Origin of the sequence: Tritonibacter mobilis, from assembly GCF_001681715.1 — a bacterium.
Lineage (GTDB): Bacteria > Pseudomonadota > Alphaproteobacteria > Rhodobacterales > Rhodobacteraceae > Epibacterium > Epibacterium mobile.
The window spans coordinates 1-13,932 of the sequence record NZ_LNWY01000013.1 but is presented as its reverse complement, the minus strand read 5'-3'; the positions used below and the strand labels follow the sequence as shown (position 1 = coordinate 13,932).

Genomic DNA, 13,932 nt, shown 5'->3' with positions numbered 1-13,932 from the left:
GTTAGAAGAGAGCCGGGGGGTGTTTCTCACCTATTCTTCTAACTAAAAATATCCCGGGGTGAATTGGCCGCAGGCCAAGAGGGGCAGAGCCCCGGATGTTGGGTTTTCCATGATTTTCTATCGGTTATGCGCTAGTTTCACCGCAGAAAGTGATCTGCGTGCGCTCGAGTATCGAAATCCGCGCAGGTGAGACGAGCACAGAAAAACAAAAGGCAGGAACTATGGCAAAACCCCGCACCCCCTCCACAAGCCCGCGGCCGAAACACAGCACCGCGCGCGTTGCGTCCTCATCTCCAAAGGTAGAGGTTGCGACATCTGCAGTTGAAACAGCGGCGGATTCGTCCTCTTCACCTGTGGAGCAAACCCCAGTTCTCGAGCTACGCAAAAAGGAGTTGATCGACCAAGTTGTGGCGCGCAGTGGTGTAAAAAAACGCGATGCAAAACCTGTGGTCGAGGCCATGCTGGCGGTTCTGGGCGAGGCCATTGACGCTAAACGGCCACTGCATCTGGAACCGATGGGGAAACTGCGCGTAAACCGCAGCAAGGATACCCCAAACGGGCGCATCCATATTTGCAAATTGCGGCGTAAACCTGCGATTGCCGAAAAGCCATCGCAGGAGCAAAAAACTGCAAGTACCCCTCTTGCGAAGCCTGAGTGCTGAGGATAAACACCAGCCTCACGGGTGATTAGCTCAGTGGTAGAGCGCTTCGTTCACATCGAAGATGTCAGGAGTTCAAATCTCTTATCACCCACCATTCTACCCCTTTGATTTGCATGGGTTTCTGCTTAATTGCAGGAAAATTCTGCCCCGACTGGTGCTTAGCGGTGGTGCATCAACATGGGACGAGGGGTGCCGAAGCCAATCTGTATCGGTGCCAATCCGAACTACTATTTGAGGTTTGCTGTGCCCGCTGCGCTCCAAATTGCTGTGCTGTGAAAATTTGACCTCAATCTCTGATGAGCGCACGATCTGTTGGACAGTCTGGTCTGCGACGGGCAACCTGGTTGGCGCTGTGAGGAGCAGATCCGCGATACAGGTTGCCCGGCAGAGGTGTTGTTTGGTTCAGTTCATGACGCCAAGGTTGATTGTCATCTGACATTCAATACCCTTTAGAAGTCAGTCCAATCCCCATTTGAAACGCGTTGCCCGCCGCGTGGTGGTTCGAACACGACCACCTCGGGCTGATCATTGCGCGTTCTGGTTCGTCCGTCAGAGCCAAGCTCGATGAGTGGAGAGCCACTGGTCGGGGCGGGCTTGCGCGGCGCTTGAGGTTGGGCCTGAGCGGTGCCTTTGCGCAATGTAAACCGACCGACCTGACTTTCGAGAGATGCAGCCTCCTGCTGGAGCGTGGCGGCTGCGGCAGATGTTTCCTCGACCATTGCAGCGTTGTGCTGGGTCACCTGATCGAGCTGCGTTGCGCCCACGTTGATTTCACCAAGCCCAACGGATTGTTCGTTTGCACCCGCAGCGATTTCTGACATCTCGTCGGCGACGCGGGCAACGCGCTCCACGATGTCGGTGAGGGAGTCCCCTGCGCGGTTGACCAAATCGACCCCGGTCGTCACTTGGGCAGAGCTGGCTTCGATCAGCTGTTTGATATCCATGGCTGCCTCAGACGAGCGCTGCGCAAGGCCGCGCACCTCGGAGGCCACAACCGCGAAGCCACGACCGACCTCGCCTGCGCGCGCGGCCTCAACGCCGGCGTTCAGAGCCAGCAGATTGGTCTGAAAGGCGATGTCTTCGATGACATTGATGATGTGTTTGATCTTTTCCGAGGACTTCTCGATCTCTGACATGGCGACCACCGCATCTCTGACGATGGTACCGGAGGTTTGGGCATTTTTGCGGGTCTCGGAAATATTGCGTTCCGCATTGGAGGCTGTATCCGCGGCCGAGCGGACGGAGGTTGTCATCTCATCAAGCGCTGCGACCGTTTCCTCCAGCGTGGCAGCCTGGCTTTCCGTGCGGCGCGCCAACTCATCAGAACCCAAGCTGATTTCATCTGAACGCGCGCGAATTTCCCTGATGCTCTCGGAGAGCTTTGCCATCATGTCATTCAACGTGTTGACGGTCAGGTTGAAGTCCTCTCGCAGGGCCTCGTAGGAGCCGGAGAAGCGGACATCAATCGTGTGCGACAGATCGCCTTTTGCTAGGGCTTGCAGGCTCTTGGCGAGTGTTTCCACAACCCGCGCCTGCTCTGCTTGCTGGCGGTCCTGTTCCTGCTCCATCTCTTCTTTTTCGAGCAAGCGTGCGCGCAGGGCTTCGACAGATGCGGCCATTGTGCCGACGTCGTCCTGGCGTTCGGTGCCCTGCACAGCATCACTGTATTGCCCGGCGGCGAGCTTATTGACTGAGGCGAGCATGTCGCCAAGGGGGCGTCCCACCAAGGCCCGCGCGGTCAGGTAGATCGTGCCCAGCGACATTATCAGGATCAATACCCCACCTGACACGGAAGAGAAGACGGCCTCGCGGACCGGGTTGGTGAAGACCGCGGCCGGGACATCCAAAATTGTGGCCCAGGTGGTGTTCATGCCGGGCGCGGTGAACGGAAAGACGAGGCGGGTGGCGCCATCAGGAAGCCCCTCGATCACCCGTGGTGCGCCGTCTGCCAGGGCCGCCTTCAGGAGATCCGCCCCGGCGTCGTCATAAGGTTGGGTCAAGATTGCTTCATCTGGGTTGGCGAGCCATTTGCCGCTGCTGTCCACCAACATGACGCGTCCACCTTCGAAGGTTTCGAGCGTTGCGAGCATTGTGGTCAGATCTGTCAACACGATGTCGACGCCGGCCACGCCGAGCGTTTGCCCATCGACGATGACGGGAACAGCGACTGAGGTCAAAAGCCGGCCTTCCTCAGAGAGGTAAGGTTCGGTGATTATTCCTTTTGCGGTTTTGACTGGCACGGCAAACCACTGGGCGCTCGCGTCGATCGCAAAGGTTGCAAAATCCAGACCACCCTGCGCGGCCTTGGTCCAATAGGGGGTGAAGACACCGTTGTCGTTGCGACCCTCCGATCCTGTCAGAAAGGCATCGGTTCCCCCATCGGGCAGGCCCGCCATCCACGCAGAAAAGACTGTATCGTACTGTGTGGGAACACCACGCAGGATTTCGATCACATTGGCAGTGGTGGCGTTGCCAGTGGACATATAGCCCGAGACCGCGCCACTGACGGCTGCACCCGCCGACGTCGCTTGTGTGATTTGAACCGCTATGGTCTGGGCAATCTCTCCCGCTGTTTCGCTGGCGAGGGCCATGACCTGGTGATCGGCCTGTCGCGACGCGCGCCATCCGCTGTAGCTGATGTAGCCCGCGAGAATGACAGTGATTGCTATTCCGGTCGCTAAGACCAGTTTGCCCGCTACCGTTTTGAAAAGATCGCTCATGGCTGATGCGCCCCGAATGTCCAACTATCTATCGGCTGGTATCAGGTTGAGCTTGCCAAACCTTTAAACTGAGACGCGCAATTGGCCCCACCAGATCCGGCAGCGGCCGTGGACACCACACCGTGGGCGAGACATCGGTTTTACGGCTTTACGCCACTGCGGTGAAATTGACTTTTTTCGCAGTAGGGGCGATATCACCCCTATGGTTGAGAAGGACATCCACATTGTCGCCCGGTCAGCCGGTATCCCCATGGCGGGATGCCGGGATGACGATCACGCGACCTGACCACGCCGATTGCCAGCCTCGGCCTCGCCCCTTTTGGACGAGGTCTCTTGGCGTGGAAAACGTGCCTCGTCCTGCTTTTTATCAGGAGATACACATGGCACAGAATATCTACGACAATCCCGACTTCTTCTCAGGCTACAGCCAATTGCCCCGGCAGGTGCAGGGGCTGGATGGCGCGCCGGAGTGGCCCGCCATTCGCGCGTTATTGCCGGAGCTCACAGGCAAGCGTGTGGCGGATTTAGGCTGCGGCTTCGGCTGGGCGTCGCGCTGGTTTCGCGCGCAGGGGGCGGACAGGGTTCTGGGACTAGACCTGTCGCAAAACATGATCGACCGAGCGCAAGCTGACACCAGCGATTCCGCTATCACCTATCGCATTGCCGATCTTGATAGGCTTGAACTGCCCGAAACCGCATTTGATCTGATCTACAGCGCTCTGACCTTTCACTATGTGCAGGATTTTGAGCGCTTGATCCGTATGATCCACGCGGCGCTGAGTGCAGGCGGTGATCTGGTCTTTACCATCGAACACCCGATTTTCATGGCCGCAGCACATCCGCACTGGATCGAGGATGAGGACGGGCGCAAAACTTGGCCGGTCAACGGGTATTCAAACGAGGGTGAACGCCGCACCGACTGGTTCGCCAAAGGGGTGTTGAAACACCACCGGACACTTGCCACGACGATCAACACCCTGATCAACGCGGGGTTCACCTTGCGCAGGGTTGAGGAATTCGCGCCTTCGCCGCAGCAGATTGCAGCGATGCCGGAATTGGCGGAGGAACTGGAACGGCCAATGATGTTGATGGTTTCGGCGTATAAGAACTGATCTCAGCGCAGCCCGATCAGGGTGTTCGGGCTGCGTGCTCTACCGATAAGGTGTGGGGCAATGTGGGCCAGTGTTGGCCGGAGTGCGCGGCGTTGTGGGGACAGGAATGCCTGCCCTAGCGCTCGTTGGCGCCTTTTCCGTCGATGATCTTATCGCGAAATTTCGCGATCCGGTTTACCCTTGTTTCCTGTTTCTTGGCACCGTTGAGGTTAATGACGTAACTTCTCTGCCGCCCGCGTGTCAGGGCGTGAAAGGCCTCTGACAGCTCCGGGTCGGCATCGAGCGCTTCGATGAGTTCTTCGGGGAGGTCGAGAGCGCTGTCGTCCTTTGGGGGCTTCTGACCCGCCTCGGCATAGCCTTTTGCCTCTTGCAGATAGGCGAGGATGACATCTTCCATCTGCGCCGGGCCGCTATTTGATGTAAAGCGGATCAGGTTTGAATGTTTGGTGTTCGGACCTTGTCGTTCGAGGATATTTTCGGCGTCTTTCATCAGCGCAGCGTTAAAGAAGCTAAGCCCGAAGTCCTTCCGAAATGCCCCCAAAAGCGCGATGTTGCGATCTGCGAACATGTAGCAGGGATGGCCCCATTTGACCGTCTCTTTCAAATCGGCCGAGATGCAAATACTGCGCAACTGCGCCAGACCCTCTTGCCAATCCTTGATTGAGCATTCCGGCGTGCTGAAGCGCGCGCAACGTCCGCAGCCTTTTGAAAAATAGGTCTCGATATCCGTGATCATCATACCGCAAACCTATCACGCCGTGGTGTTATGCGCATCTTTTCTGTGGTCCTGAGCCTCTGATGGTCGTCTCGGCTACACCCCGACTAGGCTTGCCATGTCATACGTCCGGCGCAGAATGTGAAGGCGGCGCGCGCTTGGTTCAGGGTCTCAGGATCCATGGTTTCAAGGTTATGATCCATGACGGCAATGTCGGCCATCATACCGGGTTTCAGCTTGCCTTTGCGGGTCTCGTTGAATTCGACCCACGCGTTTCCGGCGGTGTAGCTTTCGAGCGTATCCAGCAAGCTTTGCGATTGGTCACGCCAAGGCGCGCCGAGTTTCAGCGGAGCGACAGCGCCCTTGATTGTGGGCATCACATCCACCGGGATCACCGGCCAATCTGTCGAAAAGATCACCTTTGCGCCGCTGTTGCGGATGTCGGCCCAAGCATAAGACAGGGGGATCTGCGCGTCATGCAGCATCGCACCAACGCCTGAGGGAGGGAAATAGCCGCCAAACGGTGCGTGGCCCGGTTGGATCGAGGCCACCACGCCCAAGTCCTTGAACCGGGGCAGGTCGTCCGGATGCAGCACCTCGATATGTTCGATCCGGTGGCGGCTGTCTCTTGCGCCATTGGTGCGGCGCGCGGCCTCGTAGCCATCAAGCGTGCGCCGGACTGCGAGGTCACCAATCGCATGGGTGGCGATCTGCAGGCCCATGGCATCGGCGCGGATACAGGCCTGATTGAAATGCTCGGCCTCAAAAACCGCGTCCCCGATGTGATCGGTGCCGGGGTAGGGCTGCAACATCAGGGCGGTGCCGCTCTCGACCACGCCGTCCATGAACATTTTCACCCGGTTGCACCAGACCATGTCACTGTTAAAGCGCTGCCGCATCTCTTGCGCCTCTGAGAAACGCTCCAGCGGGTCGGGGCTTTTGTAGTGAAATGGCACCTCAGTCCGGCACAAGAGCGTGCCGTCGCGCTCCATCTCCGAGAGGAGTTCCAGCTGATAGAAATTGCCGTCCATATTGTGCAGACCGGTGATCCCATGGCTGGCACAATGCTGAAGACCGCGTTCCAGCGCGGCCTTATCCAGCGTGCGTTCCTCCAATGTTGCAGGCGGTACCGGATCCGCGCCGGTCACCAGCCCCATCATGTCGCGGCCTGCGTGGCGGGTCATGCGCAACACCGGCGCATAGGCTGAGGGTTCCTGCAACTCGCCGCTGGCCAGCCCATCAGAGCCCATCACCACCTGTGCCCCGGCCTCGACCTCGGCCCCGTGCAACAGACCTGCGGCCTCCAGTGCGGCGGTATTGGCCCAGACCGTGTGGTGGTCGGGGGCATACATGGCAAAGGGGCGGTCCGGCAGGACCCGGTCCAGCGCTTGCCGCGTGGTTTTGATGCCATCGCCCAAAATGGCGTAGTCGGCTTGCACCGCAAAGACCAACTGGTCATCGGTGTTCCACTTGGCCCAGTCGCGCACCACCTCGGTCAGCTGGGCCTCGCCTTTGATACTGGTGAGATCAAGACAGGCCAATTCGACCGAGCCGCCAAACAGATGGACATGACTGTCGATGAAACCCGGCAACACCGTAGAGCCAGCAGCGTCGATCACGCGGGTGGAAGGCCCCGCCAATGCGCGGATCTCTGCGGTGGAGCCAACCGCGGTGATGACCCCATCTGCGATGGCCAGGCCTTCGGCGTAGGGGCGCGCGCTGTCAAAGGTGATCAGGCGCCCATTGAGGATCACGGTATCTGGGGCTTTGGTCATAATGGGGTCCGTCTTTTTATGGATGGGCCGCGCCGTATCAGGGCGCGACCCGATGTGTCATCAGATCTGGTGCGGTTACTTGGTCAGTTCGGTCCAGATCTTAGAGTAGATTTTCAGCACCTCGGGCGGGCAGCTTGTCGCCAGATAGCCTGCGTCCTGCAGACCCTCGGGGACGACAATTTCGGGTGCCGTGGCCATCACCTCATCCATAAAGGGCTCTGACCCTTTGATGCCATTGGCGTAGCGGGCAAAGTTCGACAGCAGCGCGGCGTTTTCCGGTGCCATGATGTAGTTGATGAACAGTTTTGCATTTTCGACGTTCTGCGCATCCGCGAGGATTGCGGCATTGTCCATCCAGATCGAAAACCCGGTCTGGGGGTAGCCGAAGGCGATGTCATCATTTTGCAGACGGGCGCGAAGGGATGCGCCGTTCCAGTTGGTCCCCGCCGCAAGGTCACCTTTGGCAAATTTCTCAATGTTGCCATAGGCCATGGAGAGCCAGTGTTTCTTGGCTTCGACCAGTTTGTCGCGGACTTTCAGCAAGACGTCCTTGTCGGAGGTACATTGCTCGCCGCCCATATAGTGAATGGCCATGCTCATCACGTCGACCATTTCTGGCACCACGTTGATTTTGCCCTTCAGCTCTTCGGGGGGATCAAAGACCAGCGCGGCCGAGTTGATATCGCCGGAATAGACCGCCGTGTTCACGGTGACGCCCACGGTGCCCCATTGCCATGGCACGGTGTAGTCGCGGCCCGGATCAAACTCCACATCGACCCAACGCGGGTCCATGTTTTTAAAGTTCTCCATCTGGTTTGGCATCGACTTCATCAACAGCCCTTCGCTGATGAAGATCGGCACATAGGTGCCTGACGGGACCACGATATCATAGCCATGACCACCCGCCTTGAGCTTGGCGAGGGCGGTGTCGTTGCTGTCATAGTCGGTGATGGTGACGTCGATGTCGAACTCCTGTTCGAACTTCTCGATCAGCTCCGGGCTGGTGTAATTGCCCCAGTTGAAGATGTTCAACTGTCCCTCGGCCGTGGCCGCCGTCACGGAGACGGTTGCAAGCGCCGTGGCTGCTAGCAGATGTTTCATGTGTCTTCTCTCCTGTCGGATGTTGGGTTTTGATGTGCGGCCAGTTATATCCGGCTCGTGGTTTTCGGATTATTTGCGGGTCTTGTTGATAAAGAAAAACGCCGTGACCATGATAACTGAGATGGCCAGAAGGGCGGTCGAGATCGCGTTGATTTCGGGTGTGACCACCCGGCGCAACTGCCCCAGCATATAGGTGGGCAGCGTGTCCTGTCCCGCAGATTTCACAAATTCGGTGATCACCACGTCATCAAGCGAAATAACAAACGCCAGCATCGCCCCGGCCAAAATCCCCGGCCACAGCTGCGGCAAGGTGATGTGGCGAAAGACCTGTAGGGGCGTACCGTAGAGATCAGATCCCGCTTGTTCGAGGCTCAGATCCATGCCCTGCAGGCGCGCGCGCACCGGCATATAGGCAAATGGAATGCAAAAGGCCGAATGCGCGAGGATCAAGTAGCCAAGCCCGGTGTAGCCGGTGAAGGATTTCACCACGGCAAAGACGATGAGCAGCGACACGGCGGTCACGATTTCAGGCACCATCAGCGGTTGGTTGACCATGGCAAACACCACCGTCTGTCCCCGCCATGGTTTACTGCGGGTGGTGGCCAGCGCCGCCAGAACCGCAGCGGTGGTGGCCACGGCAGAAGAGGAGGCCGCGAGGATCAAAGAACGGATCGTGGCGTCCTTGACCTGCTCGTTTTCCCAAGCCGAGGCATACCAGCGCCATGAGAAACCTTCCCAGATTGCAATCGATTCACCGGCATTGAAAGAGTAGGCCACCAACAAGATGATGGGCAGATACAGCAGGATGAAACAGCCCATCGCAATTGCGGTAAAGCCCGGCTGACGGCGAACATCAAATCCCTTACGCATTGTGTTCGCCCTCCCGTCCAATGGCACGCACGTAAAAGACCAGCGCCACCATCACCACGGCCAAAAGCGTCAGCGCCAGCGCGGCCCCAAGCGGCCAATTGCGCAATTGTCCAAACTGCAATTCAATCAGATTGCCGAGCATCAATTGCTTGCCCCCGCCCAGAACGCGCGGGGTCACATAGGCCCCGAGACATGGCACAAAGACCAGAATAGACCCGGCCACCACGCCCGGTTTGACCAGAGGGAAGATGATGCGCCGCAACACCTGAAGCCGGGTCGCGTAGAGGTCATAGCCTGCCTCCACAAGATTGAAGTCGAGCCGCTCCATCGAGGCGTAGATCGGCAGGATCATCAGTGGAAGGTAAACATAGGTCATGCCCACCAGCACCGAAAACTCTGTGTAGAGCATCTGGATCGGCTCATCTATCACGCCGCTGGCCATCAATAGGGTGTTGATGGTGCCTTGGTTGCGGATCAGCTCCATGATCGCGAAGGTGCGGATCAACAGGTTGGTCCAGAAGGGGATCATGATCAACAGCATCCACATATCCCGTCGATGCGCGGGGCGGGTGGCGATGAAATAGGCGGTGGGAAAGCCCACAATCAAACAAAGGATCGCCGTCATCAGCGAGAGTTTAATCGAGCGCCAGAAAACCAAGAGATGGGCATCGGCGAGCTTGAGTTCTTCGGTGAAAAAATCTCTCTCGGCGACCACATTGAACCATGGATCGAGCGAAAACTGCCACTCCACGCCGCCATAGTCTCCGGGCGTCAGGAAGGAATAAATCACCACCACCAGAAGGGGACCACTGGCAGCAAGGCTGAGGATCACGAGGGCCGGGGTGAGCAGCAACCAGCGGCTGCGCCGCTCGCGGCGGGCCCGTGTCTCGGGGCTTGGGGCGGGGTCGGACAGTGCCATATCACTCATCCGATCAATCCTTCAGGATCTGGGCGGTGCCGGGGGCAAAGTCCAGTCCCACCCGATCGCCCGTCGCCCAGTTTTGCGTGTGGCCCGGCTGGTTTTGGCGGCGCAGAATGAACATCTCCCCGCTCTCCAGACCCACATGATAATGCGTATCGGTGCCGAAATAGACGACGTTTTTCAGACTCCCGGCCAAGAGCGCGCCATTGGGATCGCACAGATCGGCGTGCTCCGGGCGTACGGCAAGGGTCACGGAGGCGCCATTCGTCGCCGGAGGCTCGCCCTGTGCAGGTTTCGCCATGATTTCCGCACCAGACGACAGGCGCACCTTGGAGCCGGCGCCCTCGGTCGAGAGCATCTGGGCCTTGAGGAAATTGGTGTCACCGATGAAATCCGCCACAAAGCGTTCCGCCGGGTGATCATAGATATCACGTGGCCCGCCGATTTGCCGGATGGTGCCCGCATTCATCACCGCAATGCGATCAGACATGGTGAGCGCCTCTTCCTGATCGTGGGTGACAAAGACAAAGGTGATGCCGGTTTCATGTTGCAGGCGCTTCAATTCCAGCTGCATCTCTTTACGCAGTTTGAAATCCAGCGCGGAGAGCGGCTCGTCCAGCAACAGAACCTTCGGACGCGGCGCGAGGGCACGAGCCAGCGCGACACGTTGCTGTTGCCCGCCCGAAATCTGAGCGGTCTTGCGGTCGGCCATGGCCGTCATCTGCACCAATTCCAGCATCTCTGAAACGGTGGCAGAGATTTCCGCCTTTGGCCGCTTAAGCATCTGCAATCCAAAGGCAATGTTTTCCGAAACCGTCATATGCGGGAACAGTGCGTAGGATTGAAATACCGTGTTGACCGGGCGATGGTGCGGCGGCTTGCTGAGCAGGTCCTCACCGTCCAGCGTCAACTTTCCCCGGGTTGGATCAAGGAAGCCCGCAATGGTGCGCAGAAGGGTGGTTTTGCCACACCCCGATGGCCCGAGGAGCGTGAAAAATTCGTTGGATTGGATCGTGACCGAGACATCGTCCAGCGCGGTAAAAGCAGTTGGCCCTTCTCCAAATGTCTTGGTCAGGCCCTCTATTTCGATCATGCGTGCGCTCCCTGTTGGCATTGCGAGCGCGACGCGCCCGGGTGTCCTGTGATCTGGGTAAAATGCCCGAATGCAATTTGCTGGCTTCTGGCGGCCTTTCGCGGCATCTGCCCGGTCAGCTTGCGATTTGATCAAATTGAGAGTCAATAATTTTTAACGCAGACGCGATGTGTGCCACTTCTATAGGCATCGCGAGACGAACCGGTGAGCGCGCCGGGTGATGGCAGTATTTAGACCTGTCTTGACGATGGTTTTGCGACTGTCGAGACGACGTCAAACGCGGCGGGGCTTTGATGTGCTCCCCGGAGCTCATTGGAAGTTCTGAATAAAATACGCCGACAACCAGACTGAGGGGACGCGCGCGCAGCCGCAGGCCTTACGCCCGTGCTGGTTGGGCGTCGTCCAGACCACATCAGATCAGTCTCCAGCGCATCTTGAAAAAAGGTGGGCAATGCAAGTCTTTGGAATGGCCTCGGAATTTCCTAACGGAAAGGTATGATCATATATGATCACATAGTTAACAAAAAAACTGCGCATGGCCTCTGCTGTCATATGAGAATGAAATCTTATCATACAGCAATGCCAGGGTGAAAAGTTCACATTTTCTGATGTTTTCTTGGGCGGTTTTATCAATCTTTAAGTGCTGCGCGCCAAGTTTTTCGATGAACCGGGAAAATACCCGTTGCACCAATCACCCTTAATGAAAGTCGATGTTAAGGGCGTTTGCAATCAGGCATTTTTAACAGTTCAGTTTTGGAAAAGAAACCACCCGCCCGTCAGTGAAAATAACGTGTAGAGTGAAAATGTCTGATCTGTCCGATACCCATCCAGAAACTCGCCGTCGTTTTGGAGTTTTACGAAGCGTACGCGCGAAACTAACCGCTATTTTGCTATCGGTGGGGCTTGGCTTCACATTATTTGCCTACCTGATTTACGCCATGTTGATGGAAATCGACATCCATATGACGGAGTTGAACGATGAAAACCTGCCTGACCTTGGTGTATCTCAGGAAATCACTCTGGCTGCAGATATGGCTAAGGACAGTATGATCACCATGCTGGTGGTAGATAGCCCGGCTGGCGTAGAAAAGGCCATGCAAGAGGTCAATGCCGCGACCACTGCTTTGGCGATGTCGATTGAGCACCTCAACGATGAAATTGAACCACAATTTTCATCCGGTCTTGACGAGGTCTCGCGCGCCCTCAGTGATCTTGCACAAGCCCGCAATACTGCCTTTGCCAGTGATGACCAGATCGAAGCACGTGTGCGCGAAATGCAGAGCATTATCAGTGAACTTAGCGGTGCGATGGCCGAATTGTCGGACTCCGCAGCTGAAGAGTTGAAAGAGGGAGCTGAAGCGACCGATCAAAAAATTGACACTTCTGTCAAAAATCTCGTTGATGTCGATTTTCAGAACCTCTCACTTCTTTTAGAGTCGCGAGCAGAACTTAATCTCATGGCAGGGGCCTCTGTTGCTGCAGGGGGGACAAAAGACCCGGAGACTTTGGCCAGTATTGAAAAACTGGCTGAGACGTCCCGCGCGCGTTTGTTGGAAATTTCTGATCTTATCGATGAGCGCGCCCCAGAATTAATAGATGCTTCTTTGATCAGAAACGCTGTTTTTACGCTTGAGACAGTGCTCGCGCAAAGTCTTTTCCCATCTGAAACACTCCGTAAGGCTGCCATGAAAGCGCGCTCTGACACCGATCGTTTTATTACCATGGCCATTGATGCGCAGATGTTTAAACTGCATGCGGCTGTCGATAAGGCGAGTAAATCAAATGGCGAGGCGCTAGAGCTCTTGTTGACGAACGAGATCGGATTCCTCGACGAATTGATTGAAATCGGAATCGCGGCCAATAAGTTTCAGGTCGCAGCGCTTGATGTAGCAACCTCAGATGATGAGGCAAGCGTTAATGAAGCCGCCCAAGTGATGGCCGAGGCAGGTGCGGTTCTTGCTCAATATCAGGATTTCCGGGATGAGCGCGTGGCGGAGTTGCTCCTTGCACTCAATAGCCTCAATGACCCGCAAACCGGTTTGGCGGCGCTTCAAATCAGAGGCATTGAAGCTGCAGAGGCAGCGGATGAGGCTACTCTTTTTGCAAGGGCATCGGTTGAAGCGATCTCGCAGCGCGCATCGGAGTTTACCGCCAGCACGCTGAATGAAATTGATGTGATGACAGATGATATCTTTGCGGAGGTCGCGCTTATTGTGCGAAACCTCGTGATCTCTGTCAGCATCGCGGCTGTGTTCTTCCTATCCATGCTCGTATTTATCCAAGTGCTTATCCTGCGCCCTTTGAACCGGGTGAGTGACCGCACGGAGGCGCTGGCAAATGGCGACCGGAAACCCATCAGCGGTTTTGCAAATGCCAGCACGGAGATTTACCGCATAGCGCGTTCGCTTTCAGTGTTCCGGGATGGGATCGTAGAAAAAGAGAAGATGGAAGAGGCGGCCTCCGAAGAACGTGCGCAGCGGCGTGCGGTGCAGGACAAGGCGGTGGATGCGCTTGGAACGGGTCTGGCCCGCTTGTCAGAGGGCGATCTCACCGCGCATATTTCCGATGAACTGGGCGAGGGATATGACCGGCTGCGTATTGATTTCAACCGCACGCTGGATACGCTCAATGATACCGTTGGACAGGTGATCAACACCTCGTCTTCGATCCGCAATGGAGCCTCTGAGATCAGCCAGGCCTCGCAGGATCTGTCGCATCGCACCGAGAGCCAGGCGGCAACGCTGGAGGAGACGGCAGCGGCGTTGGATGAGATGACCGCCAGCGTGACCTCGGCGGCGACGGGAGCCAGGGATGTGGAACGCACCACAAACGAAGCGCGGGCCGAAGCCGAAGCCAGCGGGGAAATCGTGCGCAATGCGGTTTCGGCGATGACGGAGATTGAACAAAGCTCCGGCAAAATCGCGCAGATCATTTCCGTAATCGATGACATCGCCTTTCAGAC

General features: G+C 57.1%; 10 protein-coding genes and 1 tRNA gene. 4 read left to right on the top strand and 7 right to left on the bottom strand.

Annotated elements, in window-relative coordinates:
• The first annotated feature begins 149 nt into the window (after window positions 1–149).
• Window positions 150–662: an HU family DNA-binding protein gene (locus UB90_RS23100; RefSeq protein WP_227512124.1), complete on the top strand. Its 513-nt coding sequence runs from the start codon at window positions 150–152 to the stop codon at window positions 660–662.
• A 19-nt stretch (window positions 663–681) separates the two neighbouring features.
• Window positions 682–756 (top strand) — tRNA-Val (locus UB90_RS13200).
• Between the two features lie 355 nt (window positions 757–1,111).
• Here UB90_RS13200 and UB90_RS13195 read toward each other — a convergent pair.
• Complete coding sequence (locus UB90_RS13195; protein WP_065326960.1) at window positions 1,112–3,382, bottom strand: methyl-accepting chemotaxis protein; 2,271 nt, start codon at window positions 3,380–3,382, stop codon at window positions 1,112–1,114.
• 380 nt (window positions 3,383–3,762) lie between these two features.
• On the opposite strand from UB90_RS13195, the gene UB90_RS13190 reads away from it, so the two are divergent.
• Complete coding sequence (locus UB90_RS13190) at window positions 3,763–4,494, top strand: class I SAM-dependent methyltransferase (RefSeq protein WP_065326961.1); 732 nt, start codon at window positions 3,763–3,765, stop codon at window positions 4,492–4,494.
• 115 nt (window positions 4,495–4,609) lie between these two features.
• Here UB90_RS13190 and UB90_RS13185 read toward each other — a convergent pair whose 3' ends face one another.
• The 6 genes from UB90_RS13185 to UB90_RS13160 all read right to left on the bottom strand — a co-directional run bounded on the left by UB90_RS13185 (window position 4,610) and on the right by UB90_RS13160 (window position 10,970).
• Window positions 4,610–5,233, bottom strand: coding sequence for a YdeI/OmpD-associated family protein (locus UB90_RS13185; protein WP_204161390.1), 624 nt, complete (start codon window positions 5,231–5,233; stop codon window positions 4,610–4,612).
• An 83-nt stretch (window positions 5,234–5,316) separates the two neighbouring features.
• On the bottom strand, window positions 5,317–6,984 hold the full coding sequence (locus UB90_RS13180) for an amidohydrolase (protein ID WP_065326962.1): 1,668 nt from the start codon (window positions 6,982–6,984) through the stop codon (window positions 5,317–5,319).
• A 75-nt stretch (window positions 6,985–7,059) separates the two neighbouring features.
• Complete coding sequence (locus UB90_RS13175) at window positions 7,060–8,085, bottom strand: ABC transporter substrate-binding protein (protein WP_009178648.1); 1,026 nt, start codon at window positions 8,083–8,085, stop codon at window positions 7,060–7,062.
• A gap of 69 nt (window positions 8,086–8,154) precedes the next feature.
• Window positions 8,155–8,955, bottom strand: a complete 801-nt coding sequence (locus UB90_RS13170; RefSeq protein ID WP_065326963.1) for an ABC transporter permease — start codon at window positions 8,953–8,955, stop codon at window positions 8,155–8,157.
• Complete coding sequence (locus tag UB90_RS13165; protein ID WP_005617187.1) at window positions 8,948–9,883, bottom strand: ABC transporter permease; 936 nt, start codon at window positions 9,881–9,883, stop codon at window positions 8,948–8,950. The genes UB90_RS13170 and UB90_RS13165 overlap by 8 nt, the downstream gene beginning before the upstream one ends.
• A 4-nt stretch (window positions 9,884–9,887) precedes the next feature.
• Complete coding sequence (locus tag UB90_RS13160; protein WP_065326964.1) at window positions 9,888–10,970, bottom strand: ABC transporter ATP-binding protein; 1,083 nt, start codon at window positions 10,968–10,970, stop codon at window positions 9,888–9,890.
• 803 nt (window positions 10,971–11,773) lie between these two features.
• On the opposite strand from UB90_RS13160, the gene UB90_RS13155 reads away from it, so the two are divergent.
• On the top strand, window positions 11,774–13,932 hold a 2,159-nt coding region (locus tag UB90_RS13155; protein WP_065326972.1), incomplete at its 3' end, for a methyl-accepting chemotaxis protein.

Bases quoted from the DNA above. Each gene is read 5' to 3' on its own strand.
- UB90_RS13175 (WP_009178648.1), bottom strand. From the start codon at position 8,085: ATGAAACATCTGCTAGCAGCCACGGCGCTTGCAACCGTCTCCGTGACG.
- UB90_RS13185 (WP_204161390.1), bottom strand. From the start codon at position 5,233: ATGATGATCACGGATATCGAGACCTATTTTTCAAAAGGCTGCGGACGT.
- UB90_RS13195 (WP_065326960.1), bottom strand. From the start codon at position 3,382: ATGAGCGATCTTTTCAAAACGGTAGCGGGCAAACTGGTCTTAGCGACC.
- UB90_RS13160 (WP_065326964.1), bottom strand. From the start codon at position 10,970: ATGATCGAAATAGAGGGCCTGACCAAGACATTTGGAGAAGGGCCAACT.
- UB90_RS13165 (WP_005617187.1), bottom strand. From the start codon at position 9,883: ATGAGTGATATGGCACTGTCCGACCCCGCCCCAAGCCCCGAGACACGG.
- UB90_RS13180 (WP_065326962.1), bottom strand. From the start codon at position 6,984: ATGACCAAAGCCCCAGATACCGTGATCCTCAATGGGCGCCTGATCACC.
- UB90_RS13170 (WP_065326963.1), bottom strand. From the start codon at position 8,955: ATGCGTAAGGGATTTGATGTTCGCCGTCAGCCGGGCTTTACCGCAATT.
- UB90_RS13190 (WP_065326961.1), top strand. From the start codon at position 3,763: ATGGCACAGAATATCTACGACAATCCCGACTTCTTCTCAGGCTACAGC.